Annotated in this window: 20 protein-coding genes; 8 read left to right on the forward strand and 12 right to left on the reverse strand. The window is 42.7% G+C overall.

Going from position 1 to position 23478, the window contains the following annotated elements; genetic code table 11:
• Nucleotides 1-242 precede the first annotated feature (242 nt).
• From A3K86_RS22245 to A3K86_RS22275, 7 genes are all read right to left on the reverse strand, one after another.
• Nucleotides 243-788 carry a YaeQ family protein gene (locus A3K86_RS22245; RefSeq protein ID WP_068336873.1) on the reverse strand — a complete coding sequence of 182 codons (546 nt, stop codon included), beginning with the start codon at nt 786-788 and terminating at the stop codon, nt 243-245.
• A 306-nt stretch (nt 789-1094) separates the two neighbouring features.
• Nucleotides 1095-1427, reverse strand: a complete 333-nt coding sequence (locus A3K86_RS22250) for a GIY-YIG nuclease family protein (protein WP_068336876.1) — start codon at nt 1425-1427, stop codon at nt 1095-1097.
• Nucleotides 1428-1502: 75 nt separating this feature from the next.
• Nucleotides 1503-2168: a YceH family protein gene (locus A3K86_RS22255; RefSeq protein WP_068336880.1), complete on the reverse strand. Its 666-nt coding sequence runs from the start codon at nt 2166-2168 to the stop codon at nt 1503-1505.
• A 159-nt stretch (nt 2169-2327) separates the two neighbouring features.
• Entirely contained in the window at nt 2328-3314 is a 987-nt protein-coding gene (locus A3K86_RS22260; protein ID WP_068336882.1) for an OmpA family protein, read from the reverse strand.
• Between the two features lie 333 nt (nt 3315-3647).
• Nucleotides 3648-4097 (reverse strand): PAS domain-containing protein, encoded by a 450-nt coding sequence (locus A3K86_RS22265; RefSeq protein WP_068336885.1) that lies wholly within the window; start codon nt 4095-4097, stop codon nt 3648-3650.
• A gap of 2 nt (nt 4098-4099) precedes the next feature.
• Nucleotides 4100-5107, reverse strand: coding sequence for a response regulator (locus A3K86_RS22270; RefSeq protein ID WP_068336888.1), 1008 nt, complete (start codon nt 5105-5107; stop codon nt 4100-4102).
• 241 nt (nt 5108-5348) lie between these two features.
• Nucleotides 5349-5819 (reverse strand): DUF1801 domain-containing protein, encoded by a 471-nt coding sequence (locus A3K86_RS22275; protein ID WP_068336891.1) that lies wholly within the window; start codon nt 5817-5819, stop codon nt 5349-5351.
• Nucleotides 5820-6051: 232 nt separating this feature from the next.
• Here A3K86_RS22275 and A3K86_RS22280 point away from each other — a divergent pair, with 232 nt between their 5' ends.
• Both A3K86_RS22280 and A3K86_RS22285 read left to right on the forward strand, forming a co-directional pair.
• Nucleotides 6052-7560 (forward strand): FAD-dependent oxidoreductase, encoded by a 1509-nt coding sequence (locus tag A3K86_RS22280; protein WP_068336893.1) that lies wholly within the window; start codon nt 6052-6054, stop codon nt 7558-7560.
• Nucleotides 7561-7975: 415 nt separating this feature from the next.
• Nucleotides 7976-9412 (forward strand): basic amino acid/polyamine antiporter, encoded by a 1437-nt coding sequence (locus A3K86_RS22285; RefSeq protein WP_068336895.1) that lies wholly within the window; start codon nt 7976-7978, stop codon nt 9410-9412.
• 129 nt (nt 9413-9541) lie between these two features.
• Here the strand turns inward: A3K86_RS22285 and A3K86_RS22290 are convergent, their stop codons facing one another.
• Nucleotides 9542-9862 carry a cupin domain-containing protein gene (locus A3K86_RS22290; RefSeq protein WP_068336905.1) on the reverse strand — a complete coding sequence of 107 codons (321 nt, stop codon included), beginning with the start codon at nt 9860-9862 and terminating at the stop codon, nt 9542-9544.
• Nucleotides 9863-9938: 76 nt separating this feature from the next.
• On the reverse strand, nt 9939-10625 hold the full coding sequence (locus tag A3K86_RS22295) for a chromosome segregation ATPase (RefSeq protein ID WP_068336908.1): 687 nt from the start codon (nt 10623-10625) through the stop codon (nt 9939-9941).
• A 253-nt stretch (nt 10626-10878) separates the two neighbouring features.
• On the opposite strand from A3K86_RS22295, the gene A3K86_RS22300 reads away from it, so the two are divergent.
• The gene (locus A3K86_RS22300; RefSeq protein ID WP_068336913.1) at nt 10879-11403 is read left to right on the forward strand and encodes a hypothetical protein; all 525 of its coding nucleotides are present in this window, start codon (nt 10879-10881) and stop codon (nt 11401-11403) included.
• 59 nt (nt 11404-11462) lie between these two features.
• Here the strand turns inward: A3K86_RS22300 and A3K86_RS22305 are convergent, their stop codons facing one another.
• Nucleotides 11463-12515, reverse strand: a complete 1053-nt coding sequence (locus A3K86_RS22305; RefSeq protein ID WP_068336915.1) for a PTS transporter subunit IIC — start codon at nt 12513-12515, stop codon at nt 11463-11465.
• A gap of 507 nt (nt 12516-13022) precedes the next feature.
• On the opposite strand from A3K86_RS22305, the gene A3K86_RS22310 reads away from it, so the two are divergent.
• A complete protein-coding gene (locus tag A3K86_RS22310; RefSeq protein WP_068336918.1) occupies nt 13023-13889 on the forward strand; it encodes a DNA ligase in 867 nt (288 codons plus the stop codon).
• Between the two features lie 106 nt (nt 13890-13995).
• Here the strand turns inward: A3K86_RS22310 and A3K86_RS22315 are convergent, their stop codons facing one another.
• The gene (locus tag A3K86_RS22315) at nt 13996-14682 is read right to left on the reverse strand and encodes a VC0807 family protein (RefSeq protein WP_068336921.1); all 687 of its coding nucleotides are present in this window, start codon (nt 14680-14682) and stop codon (nt 13996-13998) included.
• 499 nt (nt 14683-15181) lie between these two features.
• On the opposite strand from A3K86_RS22315, the gene A3K86_RS22320 reads away from it, so the two are divergent.
• Together A3K86_RS22320 and A3K86_RS22325 are read left to right on the forward strand one after the other, a co-directional pair.
• Entirely contained in the window at nt 15182-16114 is a 933-nt protein-coding gene (locus A3K86_RS22320) for a carbamate kinase (RefSeq protein ID WP_068337223.1), read from the forward strand.
• Between the two features lie 404 nt (nt 16115-16518).
• Complete coding sequence (locus A3K86_RS22325; protein ID WP_068336924.1) at nt 16519-19170, forward strand: molybdopterin-dependent oxidoreductase; 2652 nt, start codon at nt 16519-16521, stop codon at nt 19168-19170.
• A gap of 92 nt (nt 19171-19262) precedes the next feature.
• Here the strand turns inward: A3K86_RS22325 and galE are convergent, their stop codons facing one another.
• Nucleotides 19263-20282: a UDP-glucose 4-epimerase GalE gene (gene galE / locus A3K86_RS22330; protein ID WP_068336928.1), complete on the reverse strand. Its 1020-nt coding sequence runs from the start codon at nt 20280-20282 to the stop codon at nt 19263-19265.
• 336 nt (nt 20283-20618) lie between these two features.
• Between galE and A3K86_RS22335 the strand changes: the two genes are divergently transcribed.
• Together A3K86_RS22335 and gltS are read left to right on the forward strand one after the other, a co-directional pair.
• A complete protein-coding gene (locus A3K86_RS22335; RefSeq protein ID WP_068336930.1) occupies nt 20619-21671 on the forward strand; it encodes a GGDEF domain-containing protein in 1053 nt (350 codons plus the stop codon).
• Nucleotides 21672-21944: 273 nt separating this feature from the next.
• Complete coding sequence (gltS, locus tag A3K86_RS22340; RefSeq protein ID WP_068336933.1) at nt 21945-23171, forward strand: sodium/glutamate symporter; 1227 nt, start codon at nt 21945-21947, stop codon at nt 23169-23171.
• Nucleotides 23172-23478 lie beyond the last annotated feature (307 nt).

The raw sequence follows: 23478 nt of genomic DNA on the forward strand, positions 1-23478 counted from the left end.
GCATCTAAGTAAATTGCGTTTTTATGAACGACCATCATTGGTTGGAAGACGATAACTTAGGTTAGAAATGCATTATCGAAAACATGAGGGGCAAAATATGGCTGAAGAACAAATATATAAAAACTGCGGTTCACAATAACTAGGGCACTGTACGCTACCCTAGTTATATGATTGCAACATGTAAAATCTAACACCAAACCTCATCATGGTTAACAATAGGTCTGGGCAGGTTTATCTGTGCGTTAGTCGTTTCGCTTTAGCCATTGTGGCGTAATGGTGCAGCTACCTTTATCCGAGCTTAGCCATGCTTGCTCACCTTCAATGGTAAGTTGAAGCTGCATTGAACGTTCAAGCAAGCCTTCCATTTCCACCAAAGATTCATCATGGATTTGAACAATTTGAAGGTTAGCGTATGGCGCTAGTTTCTGCTGATGTTGCTGCCACCATTGTGCCGTTGCGTTATCACCATAAGCGACAATCAACACTTGCTTCGCTTTGTTACACGCTTTACGGATACGCTTCTCATCTGGCAGGCCAAGATCAACCCACATTTCAATCTCGTCGCTGTAGTTTTTATGCCACAACTCTGGCTCATCAACTTCACTCAAACCTTTAGTAAATACAAGATCTTCAGAAGCATTTAAGCCCCAAGTTAACAAGCGCAGCATGAGGCGTTGCTCAGTCTCAGATGGATGCTGAGCAAGCGTATGACCAACATCTAAATAAACATGACGGTTAAGATCGGCAACATTGATATGTGCCTTATAAATAGTGGCTTTAAGTGCCATAACGAATTACACCTTGAGAACTTATGGGTGGAGTGTAGCCAGTATCAAGATGTTAAGCAATTTCCATTTCTATCAGATAGATAGCAAAACTGAAAACCTTGATTATGTCTGCATTTCAATTAACAAAATCACTTAAAGCAAGCTACAAAACCATAACTCACTCACACCTAGTCCGATACTCATATAGACAGGTAAAAGTCATGTTGGTTGCAATAATCAGAGGTTGTGGGAAATAGGTTATAAGTACTGCAGGTATATAAGTGAAAAGAATAAAGGTGAGCTAGCTTAATTTAAACTTGAATACAGCTAGATGCTATCAAGTAGGCTGGTTACCTGCCATTTCCCTTGAATTAACGCTTCTTTTTTCGCTTTAACTAAGCGTTTGATCCGATATTCGATCTGCATTGCTTGGCGTTTATTACCAATACACTCTGACCACGCTAAAGTTAACGGACCTTTCCCCTTTAACGATTTAGCCCCTTGTTTGCCTGTTTGATGCTGTTTAAACCGGCGCTCCACATCAACAGTTACGCCACAATACAAACTGTTGCTACGCGTTCTGATCAGGTAGACATACCACAATTTTTCAGTATTTAGTGACGATTCAGATGATTCCAGATCGCTTTGCTGTTCAGACATAAACTTTAGCTATTTGATAAATTAAAGGCTTGGCAACAGCCAAGCCTACTACAATAATCTAACGTTAAAACAAGTTTAACTTGTCAGACTTTCGAGCATTTCACGCAGCTCAGCAACTTCTTGCTTTAGACTACTGACTTGCTCTTCAAGCTCCACAATGCGCTCTTCAGAAACAGCACTAACTTGTTTTGCTGACGACACTGGCGCTGATACGAAATTCTCAACATCAACCTCACCACTGAATAAGTGCATGTAACGACAATCACGCTTACCAGACTCACGTGGTAGCTTAATAACGAATGGGCCTTTCGCATGCTCAGCCAAACCATCCAGCACACTTTCGGCTTCTTTCACATCGCTAAACTTACACAAACGGTTTGTTCGAGTACGAATTTCACCGGCTGATTGAGCACCGCGCAATAACATGACACATACCGCGCCCTTTTCTTGCTCATTAAATTGGAACGTGCTGAATTCGGTATTACAGAAGCGGTGCTGATATTTCGCAACACGACTACCAAACCCCGTCACTTCTTGAATAAAGTGGCGAGCTTTAAGTTGTTCAATGGTATCTAAAACTTCCGCTTCGCTCAGTGCCATCACAGGTTCACGGCTACTTTTCTGATTACATGCCGTGGTGAGAGCGTTTAATGTCAGGGGATATTGATCAGGGGTAGTGACTTCCTTTTCAAGGAGGCAACCAATTACACGAGCTTCATTTGGTGAAAAGTTAATATCCATGTGTTCCTCTACCCTTCTTATTTTTGAAGATACTGCAAACAGATTAGCACGATGGATAAATGCAACAAGCCTTGTCGAATGCGATTGCTGAAACTTTCAGCAGCCAAAAGAAAAAGCGCCTTGCGGCGCTTTTTATAATTGAGATGAAGAAGTTACTGCTTATTGCTGCATTTCAAAACCTGGTGTGTAGACTTCTACACGACGGTTTTGCGCACGACCTTCCTCTGTGTCATTAGATGCAATTGGCTGAGACTCACCACGACCTTCTGTTTTAATACGGCTTGGATCAATCTCAAAGTGAGCTGCTAAGTAAGTTGCCACTACAGTAGCTCGTTTTTCAGATAAGGTTTGGTTGTAAGCTTCTGCACCTCGGCTATCGGTATGACCAATAACGAAAAGCTCTGTTTCAGGGTAATCTACTAAACGCTGAGCGATAGGTTGAAGGCGATCAATGTCTTCTTGCGTTAGGGCTTTACTATCGAACGCAAATGGGAGCAATGCGGTAATTGGCTCAACCTGCGTAATTACTGGCTCTACTGGCGTCGCTTGCACTACTGGTTCAGGTTCAGGCTCAACCACAGGCATAGGTGCTGGCGCACCCCAGCTGTACACTAAGCTAATGCCGTAGAACTGTGCATCGGTACGACCAGTTTTATCTTTATCACCTAGGTTAAAGTAGTATTGGTACTCCAAACGGCTTGATAGGTTATCGGTAAAGAAGTATTCCGCACCGACACCTGCCGTTGGTGCAAAACCATTTTCTTTCTCACCACCCGATTTCACTCGGTATCCGTAACCACCTAATTTACCAAACAGGTCGAATGATTCCGTCGCACCCCATGTAAATTTACCTACAAGGTCAATACCTTGAGTTTCTAGGTAATTATCACTGTTTGCCTTGTCTTTTAATTTACCAAGATGGGTATAACCACCTTCTAACGCGAACCATGGAACAAAGTTATAACCAATAAATACGCCGCCACCAAAATCATCTTTATCAAGATCAGCGTTTTTAATTATTCCTTCGAAATTGTTGTAATGCGTACCACCAATACGGGCACCCGCATACCAAGGGTTATCGTTTACTGCGTGAGCTGCACCTGAGATTAACAGAGCCAATGGAAGAGCATAGGTCAACTTTGACATAAGAATTTCCTTATTATTTTTTGCCACTACTCTGTATGGTGTAGATGCTGTTTTAGGGGAATACAAAAATAAAGTGCGAAAAATTATAGATATATCAAATTTTTGATAAAAAAATTGCACTTCAAACCAGATGAGCAACTGCCAGCATAATATTGTAATAATTTTGTCTTTTTACCTACTTCTTACTGACAAAAAGTACAATAAAAAAGCGCAAGCACTATTTAAAAATAATAATGCTTGCGCTTCTATATTTTCACAGCACAACGGTAGCTTTGCTGGACTAATGGATAAAATAAAGAACCATTAAGTTACGTTGTCACAATCCAATGCTAACTACTTAGTCTCCGTAGTTACCCCTTCAGCAATCGCTTCTGCCGTGGCATCTTCTACCGCAAGGAATAAGTAATCAACTTGCCCTTTCGGAGATGTCATTGGGTTCATGGTGACATTCTGGTACATAAAAGAGGCTTGCTGCGTGATCGGACGGACATTTCGACACTTAAATAAGTACGGACGTTGACGCCAAATCAAGAAACTACGACAGCCTAAGTTAAATACCGGGCGGGCTTTAGCAATAAACCACTCTTGGGGAATTTCAGGAAACACCTCAAAAATGGTTTTACCAATAGCTTCATGAGACTGTTTACCACTGTGGTGAACCATAAAGCCATTCCATACATGGATGGTATATTCTCGATCCAATACAACTAAGCCAAGATCAACATGTTGAACCATGTCGACCATCCAGTGAAATTGTTCAAATTCAGCAGGTAACGACAACATGATTAATCCTCATCCAGCAAGTAAGACAGTTTGTTATCCAACAAAGGTAGCGATTCATCGACAAACATCAGCAGCATGTCACATTTGATGTTGGTGTTTTCAATACAGTAACTCACTTCAAACGTCATGGTTCGACGCCAGTTACCCGACGTTTGATCGATAAAGGAATCAACCGGTTGGTGTTTACCCAACAATACTGGATGACTTTGGAAAAACTTCACCTCAGCCTGCTGCCCTAGCCCTTTGAGGAAAGAACCTACCAAGATGTTGCTGACATCCATCAGCAATTCAAGCTCAAAATCTTGACCGCTATCTTCTGGATACTGCATTAGCTGCATGACTTCACTCACGCTTGAGTCACTCAGCAGTACCAACGCCTCACCAGCGATACCTTCACCACTAAAGCCTTGGCAAACACCAGACATATTGCAGTTACTCGCCAAGTGACGCATGGTCATATGCAATTCACTCACCTCAAACACATTCACGTTTGGTAGAGGTAAGTTAACAAATACATCGAAATGACGTGCTAGTGAGTCTGCGGCACGACCAATCGCAACGTTAGCCACTTCAAGGTAGATATCACGACGGCGTAACGCCGGAATAGCTGTACGCTGGATTGGCGCATCAAAGTCAAAGTCTGCAGGTGGCGGCAAAACTTCTTGAAGCAGGGTTTTAATGTGGGCTTTATCGACAGGCTTTTTCAGAAAGTCGATCGCACCCAGTGCTTTAACACGCGCTTGTGCTTGTGGCTGGATATCACCAGAAACCACAATCACTTTAATATCAATCCCGTGATCTTGAATCGCCTGTAGCGTTTCGTAACCGTCCATTTCTGGCATGGTTAAATCAAGGAACATGACTGAAAACTTGCGCTCTAGCAGCAGTGTTAGTGCTTCGCGCCCGTTAACGGCAAATGTTACTTCCGCATTCAGCGAACCGGGCAACGCCCTTGCCATCTGCTTTCTGGCTAACGCGGAGTCATCACAAATTAAAACTGAAGGTGTCATTATCGCTCCGTAGCGCTTTTTTAGTTATTAGAGTCTGTAAACTCTAGTCAGCATGAGCCTAATTTAAGGCGAATCTGTGCTGATTATTTGGAGCACATTGCTTTCTCATCAGGTTCTCTTTTTCGTATAGTGCAGAGCATAGGTTTAACAACCAACCACACTTAGCACAGCAGCAATCTTGTTGCCTATACAGAGAATTAAATTGGGCTAATCATATCAGCACTTGCAGATAGGATCTTGCCTAATTACCTTTCTTTGTGCCATTTCTGCCCGATTCATACTGAGTTATCCACTGCTCTACTGTCATTTTGCTCACAAGTTGAGCAATTAGTTCAAAGGGGATTTTGCTCACATTTTTAAAACGAATACAGCTTTTGCCCATATCCAACTTATTGTCGCAATGTTTAGGATATTCAGACACAAACCATTGCTGTAACTCTTCACTGGCATAGATGCCTGAATGATACAGAGCGACAAAATTCTTCTGATTAGCAATGTTAATAAAAGGCAGTGGTAATTCAGGTGAGCAATGATACCCATCTGGATAAATCGAGTGCGGTACAACATAGCCTATCATGCCGTAGCTCATCGTTTCTTCAAACCCTGCAGGTAAGTTATCGACTATTACCTGACGAAGTTGAAGAAATGCCGCCTGTCGCTGTTCTGGCACCTCAGCAAGATAAGCTTCTATCGTGGTTGCTTCTGACTTCATATTTGCTCCTCTTATTCGCAAGGGCTTTTATATTTTTGAAGCATTATAGTGATCTGTAAGCAAAAACAACACGTAATTGAGTAGTAAATGAGTAATAAACCGCATTGCGTTCTAGTTAGCCAACCCCACTCGCTCACTTTATGCGCAATCGTTTACTTAATTTGTATTTTCAACCTGCTTTGCGGCAAGTAGAATACGCAGTTCAAATTAATAAGATTGATTGTTATTACCAATGACTAAGAACCTAATTCGTAGCGAGCAAACACCTGTCAGAGTCGGTATTGTCGGTGGCGGTGTCGCAGGCTCAACTATCGCTCTTCGGTTAGCGGAAATGGGAGCTGATGCTGGCATTGAAACTTTTCTGTTTGAAGAAGGAAAGTCATTGGTTAACGGACCACCGATCTGCCATTTACACGCTGGTGGCAATCTATATCGTGAGATCTCTGATCAACAGTGTTTAGACTTATTGCAACAATCAATCGATACGCTCCGCGTTTTTCCTCACACTGCGAATATTCGCCCTACCGTGATTGCCATCCCGCAGCACGACAACGGTGATCCTAAAGCCCTGTTACCCCGCTTGGAACTCGTTCAACGCGCATACAAAGTGTTAGTTGATGAGAATCCTGCTAATAAAGTGCTGGGCGAGCCAGAGGATTACTTCAAGCTTTACGATCAAGAAAGTTTAACGCTGTTAGCGCAGCAAGAATTACCCACAGCGCCTCAGTCTCTTGATGATTGGATGATACCTGTCGCAAAGCAATTAGACCTTTCTGCATTTAAATACCCTTTGGTGTTGGTACAAGAATACGGTTTAAGTGTTTTCAGAATTGCAGCCACTGCAGATCTTGCCTTAAAAGCACTACCAAGCTGCCAAGTGTTCACTCAAGCCAAAGTGCACCATATCGAACAAGCAAGTGATTCCCACCAATGGCAAATTCACTATCAGATTTACGATCAAGACTCACAGGATTGGATTAGCCAAGTTCAAGAAGTTGATTACCTCGTTAATGCTTGTGGCTATCGTACCGGCACGCTCGATAACTTGGCGCAATTACCCCGCGAACGGTTAGTCGAGTTTAAATCAGCCTATGTTACCCATTGGGCTAACTGCCAAGGTGTATGGCCAGAGGTCATTTTCCACGGCGAACGTGGCACGCCACTAGGAATGGCACAACTAACGCCTTATCCTGACGGGTACTTTCAGCTACACGGCATGACAGAAGAGATAACCCTGTTTAAAAATGGATTAGTCAGCTCGCGAGCCAATAATGCACAACCTGAACTTTCTGCGGGCTTTATCAAGAAACTGACCCAATCATGGCAAGCTGAAGAAATTGAATTACGTAGCCAACGTGCGATCAACCACATGGCGAAGTTTGTACCTGCGTATCAAACTGCCACTGTTGGCGGTAAACCGTTATACGGCGCGCAACAGATCCCCGGTGACGATCCATCTCTTCGCGCTGCTGATATTAGTTTTGCAGGCAAACACTATGCACGCACTGAAATCGTCAAAGCCTCATCAGCGATTACGGCTGCCAATACCTTGGTCGAGCAATTACAACAACTAGAACTAATTGCCGAAGTCAGCCCATTATGTGCATCAAACAAAGTAGACCTAGAAACTGCATTTTCTGTCACTCGCAGTTTTTCGTTTGACGAAGTGGAACACAGAGCATCAGACATTGCGTTACAGCGTCACTACCCAGCCGCACTTGCTAAACGTGTACGCTGGTAACAAGCACTAAGCAAGTAAATAACTGCATTTACAGGGATTGTTATCGTTTTGGATAACAATCCCTTTTTATAAGTCATCACGACTGCTTCAACACTGCCTCAACCAAACAAATAGTGATAGTTGTTACTCCACACACCATAACTAGAAAATAAAACCATAAAAACAGCAGTTTTATTCATCATTCTTCCATATTAAAATTGATGTTCAGCACTTAATGCTCTATCGTACAGACCTCTTATTTTTTGATGCTTTACTCAGTAACACTTTCTGACAAACCTTTTTTATCAAGCCAAACAAATAACTGCATTAACCTCATTTTGATAAGTGCCTTTTATCAGCAGAGTAAGCACAGTGATTTGTTGAGCTTGTTATTAGTACTAGGCTTAAAGCATCTTGTTACAAGCTAAATTACAAAATGAATAATAAATTAGGGCTCGGCGCTCTTACTGCGCTCGTGCTCAGCACTATGGTTGGTGCTGGCATATTTAGTCTTCCACAAAACATGGCAGCGGGTGCTGGTCCAGGTGCTGTGATGATTGGTTGGCTTATCACGGGTATCGGTATGCTAGGGCTGGTACGTGTTTTCTACAGCCTTTCAATTCGCAAGCCTGATCTTGACGGCGGTGTCATCGCCTATGCTCAAGCTGGCTTTGGCAGCTTTCTCGGTTTCAATTCAGCTTGGGGTTTTTGGCTTAATACCCTATTAGCTAACACTTCCTACGCTGTCGTGGTCTTTAGTGCTATCGGCTATTTTACTGATACACCAGACAACATCATTTTTGGTGCCGGTAATACTTGGCAAGCGTTTGTTGGTGCTACAGTTCTTATTTGGTTGATGCACTACTTAGTTACACGCGGCGTTAAAGAAGCAGCATTGGTAAACATTGCCGTTACCTTTGCTAAGCTAGTTCCGCTATGTGCTTTCTTAGGCTTTACTGTACTTGCAGCAAATATGGATAAGTTCAGTTTCGATATTTGGGCACAGCATAATAGTGAACTTGGCAGTGTGATGGATCAGGTACGCTACACCATGTCGATCACCCTATGGGTATTTATCGGCATTGAAGGTGCGGTGGTACTTTCTGGTCGCGCCAAAGACCGTAAATCTATTGGTCAAGCGACGATTATTGCACTACTGATTGCTTTGGTTTTGTATGTCGCAGTGACGCTTTTCGCCTTTGGAGTGATGACACAACAAGAACTGGCTGAGCTCAACAACCCATCAATGGCATTGATCCTTGAACACATCGTGGGTCCGTGGGGTGCATGGATCATTAATATTGGTTTGATCGTTTCAGTTTGTGGCGCACTACTTAGTTGGACTGTGGTAACCGCAGAAGCACCTTTGGTTGCAGCTAACTTAAACCTATTTCCAAAATGGTTTAGCAAAGAAAATGCTCATGGTGCACCGATTACAGCATTAACCGCATCAACACTGGGCGTGCAAGCTTTCTTAGTCATGACCCTGTTTAGCGAAAGCACTTACCTTACGTTAGTAAACATTGCGACGTCTTCTATTCTAATCCCTTACGGTCTGTCGGCAGCATTCGGGTTGAAAGTTGCGTTGGCCAACAAAGATTACTCAAACCAAGGCTTGGCGCGTTACTGGGATCTCATTGCGGGTACCATTGCGACCACTTACGGCGTATGGCTGATTTACGCTGCTGGCTTAGATTACTTATTGCTTGTTGCCCTACTTTACCTACCGGGCTTAGCTGTAATGCTGTGGACGCGTCGTTCTCAACATGAATCTCTCGTTCAGCATAAATACGAGTGGCTTGGTATTACTTGTATTGTATTGATGTCTCTGAGTGCTCTAGGCTTGATATTCCAAGGAACGCTAAGCATCTAACTCAGCGCTCAAGCCCCAAAACAATTAAGCCGTAGTTGCTGTCATGCACTACGGCTTTTTTATGTCTTGCTTCCATGCGTTATTTTCACGCCTTAAATTCAAAACTTACTTTAGACGTTACAAAGTTTGCTAGCAATAGAAAACGGCAAGCCAAATTGTCTCTTGAGTAGGATCTGTCCAACTGACACGATGACGTTGATGAGCTGGAATATTAATGTGATCGCCTTCTTTAAGGCTAATCTCTTTCAACCCTTCTTCAAACACGAGTTTTGCATGACCTTTTACCACCATTACCCACTCATGTTCATCTTGATCGTACCAATCGCCCTCTGGCGTCACATGACCTTTAGAGATAATACGCTCAATACGAACATGTTCAGTCTTCACCAAATCAGTGAACACTTCTTCTGGCATACTCATAGGAATATTGGTGAGTAAATTGGCTTTCATCTTTGTCCTTAAACCGCGCTTTTACAACAGGCTACTTAACCATCGCTATTAATAAGAGAGTTACCCTCAAGTTTGCTTATTTAGGGATAGCGATTTCAATCTTCTTGTTCAGCTCATCTAGCTCTGTTTGCAACGCTGTCAGTTTCGCTTGCTCGTTGTCCACCACGGCTAAGTTTGCTTCGTACTTTTCACAATCCGCTTCTGATACCCAATTCCAGCTGGTACCACTCTTAAATTCATCACACGCTTTCTTTGATTCTTTCGCGACCGATTGTGCTTTCTTCACATCTGCTTGCGCTTTTTCCACCTGCTTTTGAAGCTTAAGCTGTTGCTGATAAAGTGCTTTTGAGTGATCTAACACCACCTTTTGCTTTTCAGCTGTTTCGGTTAATGCCACGACCTTGGTATCAAGTTTCTTTTTGGTCACCGTGATCTTTTTCTGCTGTGATTTCAGCTTCACGATCTGTTGTTCGTAATCTAGTTTCTGGCTTTCAAGCGCTTCATTCGCTTGAGTTAAAGAGGCTTGCAACTCTTTTTGCTGCAATGAAGAATCCGTTTGCAGTGTTTGGAATTGTTCTTCTAACGCGGCATACTTTTGCTGCCACTCTTGCGTTTGTGCGACCACATCTTGATACGCTTCTTGTGTCGGTCTTTCCTCGCGCTGCCAAACAGCCGTGGTTAATAAGCCACCTACAACTGCGCCAGCGATAGCCGTCATAATAAAAGAGGTGGTTGAACTTCCATTTTGATTACGAATTCGCATAGTGACCTTCTTCACTTAACACTACGATTGATAACTATAATATCAGTAACATCGCCTTATTTGTCAGCGCATTATCAATAATTTCACTCCAAATACCATCCTAAGAATAGAGCATGACCAATCCATCGCTAAAAAGATGATGTAAAACAGCTGAAACAAATTCTCACAATAGAATAATCCTGCCCGTAAGACACTTTTCTTACTTAATGCTGTCTATATTTAGACGAGGTTTTTGCTGGTAAGGAGGCAAGTGATGGTTACGCCACTTTTATTTTTGACTGTATCTGCTTTTTCAACCCCGCTGCTTGAGAATTCCAGCTACCACCAGCAAGGTAACTCCTGCTTTTTAACCATTAACGAAGAGCGAAATCAGCAAGATGTGGTTCTTTTGCTCACCACCTCGGGCACTATGCCTTCAAACGTCACCATCTTTCATCAACACGCTTTTAGCGATAATGAGCAAGGTCACCTCACGCAATCAGCCACAAGTTATAACGACTGGTACGCCAATAATGATTTTTTTGTCCAGCATAAGCTCTACAAAAAACTGGAAGATATGACAATTTACGCGACAAATTTAGTCACCCCAGAGCAAGATGCCAATACCTTTATCGACACATTCAAAACTCGTGGTAACAAAACCAAAATTGATATTGAAGGGATCGCAGATACATTCAACTTTGTAGCTGACAAGCATCAAGCTGACGCGTTTTATCAATGCACACAAGCAATGCAAAACGAAGGAACAAAAGGTAGGAAAAATAAACAGAGAAGTTAGCTGCGAACAAACTTTCGTTCGCCCGCAGCCATATTAAATTAAAACAGGCAGTGCTGTTTCTATTTGCTCGATAGATTCAGTGTAAGATCGCCTGGTTTGATCCAGCCAATCTTACGCATCAACTCTGAAATCACTAGGGTTAGCACTGCAGGTGCAAAGATGTGCATGATGATAATCACTTTGTAAATATCAAGATCGCTAAGCCCAGCACCTTCCATAGCAATGTAAGTCTGAATTTGCCCCACCAGCCCAGATGTTCCCATACCAGCACCTAATGGGGTGTTTTGCATTTCAAATACCAAGGTTGCTACTGGTCCCAAAATCGCAGACGTCAAAATTGGCGGCCACCAGATTTTTGGGTTCTTAATAATATTTGGCATTTGTAGCATAGAAGTGCCAAGACCTTGCGCCGCTACACCCGCCCAACGATTTTCACGAAAGCTCATTACTGCAAAGCCAACCATTTGCGCACAACAACCGACTGTTGCCGCACCAGCTGCCAAGCCATTCAAACTCAGCATAATTGCAATTGCAGCACTACTAATTGGTAATGTCAGTGCCATGCCCATTAATACAGCCACGACAGCCCCCATTAATAGTGGCTGTAAGTGTGTAGCTGACATGATCACATCACCCAGTGCCAACATCATCGCACCAACATGAGGACCAACCCAGCTACCGACTAAAACACCCACAACTACAGTTACAGCAGGTGTAACAAGAATGTCTACTTTGGTTTCATTAGCAACCAGCTTGCCGCATTCTGTCGCTATAACGGCAGCGATATAGGCACCAACAGGCCCGCCCATCGCCGCACCGGCTGCACCAGCAGTAGTGGCAGAGAAAAGAACCAATGGTGGCGCTTTTAGTGCATAAGCGATTGCAACCCCAATGGCAGGACCTGTCATTTGTTTTGCAATCGGCCATAGTGTTTCAGATAACAGCGGAAGACCAAACTTGATGCCAACCGTATTTAGAATGGAGCCAATAAGAAGTGAAGAAAAGAGACCAAGAGCCATAAAGCTCATGACATGAATGAAGTAATTACGAAAAGAGAAATCAATGTTCTTTCGAGCAAAGAAACCTTGCAGTGCTTGATTTGTTGCTAACATACCTAACCTATCAATTCCAATGAATACCTATCACTCAAACACTTGGTTATTTACGCTATAAACAAATTTACAGCGTAACTTTTAAACGCATATTTGACGCGATGGGTATAATTGTCTCTGTTACAGCCGTTTATTATTATCATGTGAGCTATAACACAGGCAGGAATTCTACCCTAGCTAGAAATGAATACCAATTAGCTTATTAACCGCAGATCCTCAGCTCTTACTGAATGTATTAATAAAACAAAATTCCACTTAAGAATTTCAGCTCTCTCTCATTCTATTCTTGAGTTTAGATCGCAAAACATCGACGCTCTTAGCGCTAATTTTCCGACTATCATGACTAATTGACACCTCCGTATGGCATTTTGCTCCAATTTCATCCCATTTTTCATTTAGATAGAGTTAATTTACCCACACATATACCACTATAAGCATAAAGAGCAGCTACGGTGATTTAATTCGCTAACATCAAAGTATGGTTATCATAACGACTTGAGGAACAGTATGAAGCTAGCTCCACTTACTCTGGCACTTACTCTTTCTTTCCCTCTTTTTGCGCAAGATCAAGCACCTGCAATTATGCAGGCTAATGATCTACTCTTGTCTTCCGTTCAATCCGATCTTTCCTTGAATGCCTCTATCAATGACTACCTTATCAGTGAAAAGCTGGATGGTATTCGTGCCTTTTGGGATGGTAAGCACTTTGTAACGCGCTCAGGTAATAAATTGAATGCGCCCGAATGGTTTGTGCAAGGCTTCCCTAGCATACCGCTTGACGGAGAACTCTGGGCTGGACGAAGTGGTTTCCAACATGTCGCAAGAACCGTGCTTGATACCCAGCCTAAAGATGAAGACTGGCAGCGTATTACTTTTATGGTGTATGACACTCCTACACCGAACATGAGCTTTGCTGATCGCTATCAGTTACTCCACGATAAAATCACCACCTTGAATCATCACCACATACAAGTGATAGAACAATTTGCAGTCGACGATATCAAGCAGCTAGAAAAAAGGCTCAGCCAAACAGTGGAACATGGCGGTGAAGGTCTAATGCTTCACCACAAAAAGAACCACTATGAATTAGGCCGCAGCGAACAACTGCTCAAGCTCAAAGAATACCAAGACGCCGAAGCCAAGGTGATTGGCTATGAAGAAGGGAAAGGCAAATACACCGGCATGATGGGAGCGATTTGGGTTAAAACAGCCGATAATGTGACATTTAAAATCGGCACCGGGTTTAAAGATAGCGAACGCGAATCTCCTCCACCGCTAGGTAGTATGGTGAACTACCGTTATAACGGGAAAACCGAAAAAGGCATTCCACGCTTTGCCCGCTTTGTTCGGATTCGTAATAACCCTGATATCTAATTCCGCCCTTTCGCTAAACTGCCCACAAGGCTAACCATGTTCTTAGATAAGAAAAAAGCGCCAATCGGCGCTTTTCTAATTACTATCAAGTGAATCTTGCAAACACTTACTGAGTACGGAAAATTTGCTCAGCTTCCAGTTGCGTCATTGAACGCAGCTGACGCCACACAAAGTAGAAAATACCCAACATCATCACCATAGATGGAATCGCAATCATCGGGTAACTCAGCAATGTCATTCGACCTAACTCTTCATTGAATGCCGCCGTACCTGAAGGGCTAGTCACAATCCATTTTGCCAATACGTAATTCATGATTGATGAAAACACAAAGGTGCTGGCAAATAAGTAGTTTGAATTCATCAAACAACGATCAAAAGCCGCTTGCTGATTGTTTTCAGCTAAATGCTGGTTGATGGTTTCAAGATTAAGCACGGTGTCGTTGAAAATCATCTTTTTGACGACCGGGAACGGCGTATAAGTTGAGATAAACACACCAAGACCAATCAAGCCAGGGATCAAGGCTTCTTTAATCGCAAGCCATTTGTTGTCTAGCTCCAATAAACCAATACCACCGGTTAGCAGTACGCTAACAAAGCCAAGTAGTGAGATGAAGTTAAACTTGCGGAAACGAATTAATTCGTAGCCACCAAACGCCAAAGGAAACGACAGCGCAATCACTAATGCCCAAACGGAACCCAGTTGTTCTTCCCCACTCAGCTTCATCAAGATCGCTGATGGGATCACCACATTGAATACAATCTCTAATAAAGGATTCGATTTTTTTTCTGTCATAGTGCCTTACAAAGGTTAGCTAAAAGTTAATGCGCGCCTATTGTTTACTGAATCGACGTGCCTGTAAAGGTTGAGTCCGTTACAAAGCGTTAAGCCCTTTTGATCTGATTGTAGCAGATCGGAATTTACAATGAGCCATGCTGTGATCTGAGCAGCATTTATGGCATTTATTTGATTTTTTGTATGAATCAGCGCTTGGTAGATTATTCAGTCCCAGCGAATCATCAACATTTTCAAGTCAGAATTTTAATATTATCCACACAAAAAGCTGGATATTTAATCGAAATGTACCATAAATCGGTTTAAGTCTGCGCAGTAATGCCACAAAATATTTAGAGACTAGTCACATTTCGCCCTGCTTTTTTTCTCTATTCTAACGCCACATTCAAGGGATAAACCTTTGTCTTTGAATGATTAAAACTACATACAAAAGATGACCAGGCGAAGCCTCTTCGTACCTGAGTACATCAATAATAAATATATAAAGAGAGATATGATCATGCGTATAGTATTAGCACTAGGCGGAAACGCCCTACTTGCTCGTGGACAAGCACTGACTGCTGAAAACCAACGTGACAACATTAAGAAAGCTGCAGCTAGCATTGCTGCTATCGCTAAAGAGCACGAAATTGTCGTTGTTCATGGTAACGGCCCACAAGTTGGTTTGTTGATGGAACAAAACTCTGCTTACCAAGAGTACTCTCCAGAAACAACACCTTACCCAATGGATGTATTAGGTTCACAAACTTGTGGCATGGTTGGTTACATGCTGCAACAAGAGCTTCGCAATATCGACCGCAAACTTTCTATTGCAACCCTAGTAACGCAAACAGAAGTAAGTAAAGAAGATCCTGCTTTTGCTAACCCAACTAAATTTGTTGGCCCTGTTTACACCGAAGAACGCGCAAAAGAAATCATGGCAGCTTCTGACAAAGTATTTAAAGCCGATGGCGAATACTTCCGTCGCGTAGTACCGTCACCAATGCCTAAAGACATTGTTGAACTACCACAAATCGAAACTCTACTTACAGCTGGCAACCTAGTTGTTGCTTGTGGTGGCGGCGGTGTACCTGTTTGCTTTGACGACAACCGCACAAGCTCTGGCGTTGAATGTGTAATCGACAAAGACTTAACGGCAGAACTACTTGCTGAGAAGATCAACGCTGATCTTTTCATCATCCTTACTGATGGCTCTATCTACCGTAACTTCGGTAAAGAAGACCAAGCTGAAATGAAACAAGCAACACCTGCTGGTCTTGCTGAATTCAACTTCCCTGCAGGGTCTATGGGTCCTAAAGTTGACGCTGTATGTAAGTTTGTAAACTCTGGTCGTGGTGACGCTGCTATTGGTTCTCTATTTGAACTTGACCGCATCACTCGCAATGAAGCTGGTACCTTAATCACTAAGGGTGAAGGTATCATTTACTACTAAGCACAAGCTTAGAAGTACAAAAGGTAATGCCTTAGCTTTCCACCTACTGAGTTAAGGTAAACCTCTAAAAGACTCCACACATAAAGTGCTCACTATCACTTTGATAGCGAGCACTTTTCATTTCGCACCTGCAAGCTTTCTCCAATTCGACTCCACTGCGGATTCTCACCACCCAAAAGTGAAATCAATTTTTGCTCTTTTACCAGAATGATAAAACCACACTAAATTGCGACAAACATAGCTTAAATTGCTGCTAATTAACGCGATTGCACCAACTTACCTACTCACCTTCAATCAAACACACAAACATACATTTAAAATGAACCTTAATGTGATATGCTAGATCTATTGCTTGATTTATCAATTCATTATGAAGCGATAATAGTTAAATCACGGAACCTATCATGGCTATATCTCGACGCACTTTCCTCAAGACATCCATTGCAACAGCTGTCGCTACTGGCGGCGGTTTAGCAATTTACCCTGCAACACAGATCTTTGACGACTCTGATGTCGAGGTTATTCCACATGCCTGTCACTGGGGACCTTTCAACGCCATCGTAAAAGATGGTGTACTTGTCGGCGTTCAACCCCGAGCTGAATTGGACGCCATGCCTACCGAAATGCTGACGGAAGGTTTGATCAGCCGCCTTTATGATAAAACACGCGTGAAATACCCGATGGTGCGGGCTTCATACCTTGCCGATCCTCAAGGTGACACAAAACCGCACTTGAGAGGTAAAGAACCTTTCGTTCGTGTAAGTTGGGAAACCGCTTTATCGCTGGTAGCGAATGCAATTCAATCCACAGCCACTAACCACGGTAATGAAGCAATATTTAGCAGTTCTTATGGCGGATGGTCACATGCAGGTTTGATGCGCCCCCAAGTATTACAAGGACGTTTCTTTAATTTGATCGGTGGACAAAGCACCACAACAGGTGATTACTCTGGCGGTGCTTCGCAAATTATTTTGCCTCACGTTATTGGTGATATGGAAGTTTACTCACCACAGACAGCTTGGCAGGTGATTGAACAACACACAGAAACATTTGTGCTTATCGGCTGTGACCCATGGAAAAATAATCGCATTGAGTTTCGTGTTGCCGATCATCAAATGTATGACCATTGGAAAAGTTTTGCAGAAAAAGGCATCAAGTTCATTTCTATCAACCCTCAGCGTACCCGTACTGATAATGAATTGAATGCCGACTGGGTTAGAATTGTTCCAAACACAGACACCGCGCTATTTTTAGCCATGGCTCACCATGCTTATATCAATGATCTTCACGACCAAGAGTACCTTAAACGCTACACCGTAGGTGCCGACAAATTCATCGACCACTTAATGGGCAAAGAAGATAACGTTGTTAAATCGGCTGAATGGGCAGCCCCTATTACAGGAATAGCTGTTGAAGAAATTCAAGCAATGGCAAAGCTGTTTGCCACTACCAAAACCCAATTTGCAGCTGGCTGGTCATTACAAAGAGCGAATCATGGTGAAATGACACACTGGGCTATTATCAACTTTGCCGCTATGTTGGGCAAAATTGGTAAACCTGGCGAAGGGGTTGGTTTCAGCTGGCATTACGGCAATGGCGGTATGCCGCAATCAGGAAAAGCGTTACCCATTGGTTTATCGCAAGGTAAAAACCCGGTAACAGCCACCTGCCCTGCATCACGAATCTCTGACATGCTTTTGAACCCAGGGAAGCGCTTTACTCGTGATGGCATTGAGTACACCTATCCAGATATCAAAATGGTTTATAACGCTGGGAATAACTTACTTTCCCACCAGCAAAACACCAACGAGCTGATCCATGCATTAAACCAGAAAGTTGAAACCTTTGTATGCCAAGACCCTTGGTGGTGTGCTTCATCCCGCTACGCCGATATTGTGCTACCTGCAACCAGCACTCTAGAACGAGATGATCTCTCATCTGGTGGTACTTACAGTAACGATAAAATTTATGCGATGCGTCAGGTTATTCAACCTTATGGCGAAAGTTTGGATGATTATGAGATCTTCCGTCGTCTTGCCAGCATTTTTAATGTTGAAGATAAATTTACTGACGGTTTATCCTACCAAGACATTCTAAAACGTGCTTACCACGCCTCAGCTGCAACACTACCTTATGAGGAATTCTTACAAGCTGGTGTAGCATTTTTGCCCGTACCAGAAGAAGCGAACCAATGGGTAAGACATGGTGACTTTTATCAAGATCCTGAAAACGCACCACTTCACACCACCTCGGGTAAAATTGAGCTCTATTGCCAAGATATCGCAAACTTTGCCGTTAAAGATTGTCCGCCAGTACCGACGTTTTTAGAGCCTTTTGAATATTTGGGCAACGCCAAACCGAATCAAGTCCATGTCGTAAGTCCACACCCTTATAACCGGGTGCACTCACAAATGGCCAACGCTGATGTTCGTAAATACGAAAATGTTCAAGGTCGCCAATATGTGCTGATTAATAAAGAAGATGCTCAACGACACGGTATTCGTTCCGGTCATCTAGTAGAGATTTTCAACCAACGTGGACGCACAATTGCAGGGGCTAAAGTCTCAGATCAAATTATGCCAGGGGTGATTAGTTTAGAGGAAGGTGCATGGCTACAACTTGATAGCCAAGGCCGTTGTAATGGTGGCTCGATCAATGTGCTCACATCTAGCCAAGCCTCAAGTGAATTAAGCCAAGCAAACAGTGCTAATACTTGCCTCGCGTTTATTCAACGCTGCCGTGATCATGAATCAGCTAATATGGCCTTTAAGCCACCGAAGATTATTCAGCAACAGACTGAGGTAGCCGTTAATTCAATGACGACAACCTTAGCAAATCACACGCAGGAAGGTGGCAATCAACAAAGCCTTGGTGAAGCATTGTTCTATCAACGCTGTACTCTGTGCCACTCAGCTAAAGATCCAAAGCAATATACAAAATCCCAATGGCATGGCATTACGAAAAGTATGTTCCCACGCGCTGGGTTAAGCCCAACAGAGCGCGAAGAAGTGATGGCATTTCTTGAAGCCAATGCGAAAGATGCACAACCGCTGTAATACCCTATTGGGCTAGGATGAGTCACTGTTTTCATCCATAAAAAAAGCAGCCTAGGCTGCTTTTTCAATCTTTAAAAGTCTTAGTCGACTTATTATTCAGCGTCAGGGTAACCAGTTGGGTTACTTGACTGCCAGCGCCATGTATCAGCTGTCATATCTTCAACTGATAATTTCGCTTCCCAATGCAACTCAGCTTTTGCTTTTGCTGGATCAGCCCAACATTCTGCAATATCACCAGGACGACGTTCAGCGAAATGGTAAGCCACTTCAACACCCGACGCTTGTGAGAATGCCGCAACCATTTGAAGAACACTACTACCATTACCTGTACCTAGGTTATAGATATGTAGGCCAGCTTCTTTACCTTTATGTGTTAGCGCCGCTAGGTGGCCATCAGCCAAATCAACAACGTGGATATAGTCACGAACACCTGTACCATCAACCGTTGGGTAATCATTACCAAATACAGCTAATGATTCACGACGACCAACCGCCACTTGCGAAATAAACGGCATCAAGTTATTTGGGATACCTTGAGGATCTTCACCCATTGTGCCTGATTTGTGTGAACCAACAGGGTTGAAGTAACGCAATAAGGTAATGCTCATTTCAGGATAAGCGTGTTGAATATCCGTCAAACACTCTTCAACCATCAGCTTGCTACGACCATACGGGTTTGTTGCGCTGGTTGGAAAATCTTCAGTAATAGGCACTGAAGCAGGATCGCCGTAAACCGTTGCAGAAGATGAGAAAATAAGACTATTCACGCCAGCGGCACGCATCGCTTCAACTAGTACCAAGGTTCCGTGAACATTGTTATCGTAATACTCCAAAGGCTTTTCAACAGACTCACCTACAGCTTTTAAACCTGCAAAGTGAATAACTGCTTCAACATCATTTTCTTTGAACACTTTATCAAGGAAAGCATGATCACGAATATCACCTTGATAAAAAGCAGGTCGAACGTTCGTTAATGCTTCAATACGATCGAGTACAGTCGACTTGCTGTTATATAAGTTGTCTAAAATGATTGGCGTCATCCCCGCTTCAATCATTTGTACACAGGTGTGGCTACCGATGTAACCCATGCCGCCTGTCACTAAAACGCGCATTGGAATTCTCCTTTATTTACGCACATCTTCCATGCTCAGCCGATACATCAATAGTAATCCAAATATTTTTCCCTGTAGGGTTTAATGTAATAAATCAGCAAACAATCTGCAGTAAAGATGAATGCAAAATAGCTAAAAGAGAATAAAAACCCCGACAGAAAAGCACTAACCGCTCATAAATCAACCTGTTATAGGTAGTATTATTAACCTAAATCAATTTATACGATCTATTTAATATAAATATTAGACATTGTATCAATAACTCCATACTCTAGTGATATTGCTCACATGATGAGAGCAGTGTTATCCCTATAGTTACACGGAAGTCTGACATCAATGTCAATTCAAATTAAAAGCACTCAGCTTGAATCCCCTAATTACGCTTATATTGAGCTAAGTAAACAGACGTTACAAAAGCAGCTAACCGTACTTTTTCCTGCTTGTGGCCTTATCTGTACCATGATTGCCTTCAGCTACTTTGTTTCTGATGTCGAGCCTTTTTTCACACTGACAGCAGTAACAGGCAGCTTTCTTTGCTACTTACTCAACAAAATTAACAATAAACACGTTAACCCATTTATTTTAGTGTGGTTACTGATTTTCTTTACCACCACGACCTGTGCGTTGGGGTTTATGATCAGCGGTGCGAATGACATCAGCCACACCATAGGACTAACTATCCCTCTACTGTGCTTTTTCTCGTTGAGCCACAAAAGCGCTTGGTGGTATAGCTCACTGTTTGGTGTGCTCTACATGGTGCTGAGTGTTAATGAAATCAGCGAAAAACACATCCAAATATCGGAAGCTTTACAAAATATCAGCGCTTACGCCATGGTCTTAATCTTGGCGTATTTGTTAGCTCGTCACCGTAACGAGGCCATTGACCTTGTAAGGAAAACTGCATCTACTGATTTCCTAACAGGTCTTCATAACCGTCAAGGTTTAATTCCTATTTATCAGAATGAAGCCGCGAGAAGCAGACGTTATTTGCGTGACTTTTCGATGGCACTGATTGACATAGATAATCTAAAAGAAATCAATGATCGATATGGCTTAAAAGCAGGCGACAAAGTTTTGATGATGCTTGCTAAATGCCTTAAAGACAACTGTCGTAAAGCCGATCATGTCGCACGCATTGGTGGCGAAGAATATTGCTTACTTTTACCTGAAACCGATATTAAGCAAGCCGAAGAACTGGCAACGCGTTTACGTGAAGCACTCGAAACTTGGTCTTTAGAACTTGATAATGGTGAGATTATACAAGTAACAATAAGCATTGGGCTGACCCAAATCGAATACCAAGACTTTAGCTATGACTACATTAAAGCTGACAGTGCCCTTATGCGCGCTAAGAGTTGGGGAAAGAACCAAATTGCAGTGAGTGAATAACCCCAAAAACAACACAAGCAACACTTCTTACTCTATAAAGCCTATCTTTTGATAGGCTTTATTCTATTTGAAACAACATGCAAAAAAGGACCGCTGAGCAAGATTGAATTTACAGTAATTAAGGAACTGATTACAAAATTATTGACGCTAGGATCAGTCTTTGCACTCGTCAGAATGATCAATTACTTATTTTGAATAGCATTCGCTAGAAGTTATAGCAGTTCAAAACTAGTATCACTTACGTAGTTGTTTCATCATTTCTCAGGAGGAGTAATGGATTACGCTGACGGTGTATTACACATTGAGTCATTTTTAGCTGTCACACTCGGGATTATTGTGCTGTTTCTTGGTAGACGTTTAACCCAAGCCAGTTATTGGTTAAGAGAGTTTAGCATTCCAGAGCCTGTTTCTGGTGGCTTACTGATTTCCATCCTATTTGCCATTTTGCACTACGTCACCAAAGTTGATGTGCAATTTGAATTAGCAGCAAGAGACCTTTTATTAGTCTACTTCTTTACCACCATAGGCATTAACGCCAGCCTTGCCGATCTATTCAAAGGCGGAAAACCACTTATCATTCTTCTCTCAATTACCATCGGCTATATGTTAATCCAAAACTTAACAGGGATTGGTATTGCTCACCTTCTTGACCAACCATCAGCTTTTGGCTTACTCAGTGGCACCGTCTCATTAATCGGAGGCCATGGCACCGCGATCGCATGGGCTCCAAAAATTGGCGAATCATTCGGCTTAAACACCGCAATGGAAATTGGTATTGCCAGCGCAACGTTCGGACTCATTCTTGCAAGCATTATGGGCGGACCAATCGCAAAATACTTAATCAATAAATACCAGCTTTCTCCTGAGAAAGATGAAAAAATGGACATTGGTACTAAGCAATCAGAACCTCAACCTAAAATCGATGCCTACGATTTTCTCGATGCCGTACTAGCAATTCATATCTGTATTATTCTGGGTGGAATATTAAATGAAGTAATTTCATCAATGGGGTTAGAATTACCATTATTTGTGACATGTTTATTTGCCGGCATTCTTATTTCAAACTTAATTCCAGCTTCATACCCTCGCTTGACAGGAACTCGCTGGCCAGCACGCCAACCAGCCGTGGCATTAATTGCCGATATCGCACTGGGTTCATTTCTTGCAATGTCGCTAATGAGCATGCAACTGTGGGCGCTAATCGATCTTGCTGGACCTATCTTCGTTATTCTTGGTGTTCAATTTATCGTTGCTGTGTGTATTGCTATCTATGTCATCTTCCCATTAATGGGAAAAAACTACGATGCTGCTGTTGTCTGCGCAGGCTTTGGCGGGATTTCACTTGGCTCAACACCAACGGCCATGGCAAACATGTCAGCAGTTGCGCAAAAGTATGGCAATTCGCACCAAGCTTTTATCATCGTACCTTTAGTCTGCGCGTTTTTTATTGACCTTGCTAACGCTCTTATTATTCCTTACTTTATTCAGCTAATCAGTTAGTGCTCTAAAATGAACGGCGCCAACTCAGTTTGGCGCCCCTATCTTTTATATCTTTTTCACTGCCATCAACTGCGTTCGGTTAATCTAGTTCATTGTCGATCGACATTAGATGAAAACTACGTGACAAACCCGGAATCTGACGACGATAAAGTCTTTTGGCACGAGTGATAACATTTAGGGCGACAAGTACTGACTTGCATCTGTGATAGCCACAGACATTGTTTAACTTAACATGCGATTAACTCCACACCGCGACTTGCGGTGAGCAACTCTTAATACAGACAAATGTTTCTGGAATTGACCGACA

The sequence above is a fragment of the Photobacterium jeanii genome (assembly GCF_001650345.1).
GTDB classification, from domain to species: domain Bacteria; phylum Pseudomonadota; class Gammaproteobacteria; order Enterobacterales; family Vibrionaceae; genus Photobacterium; species Photobacterium jeanii.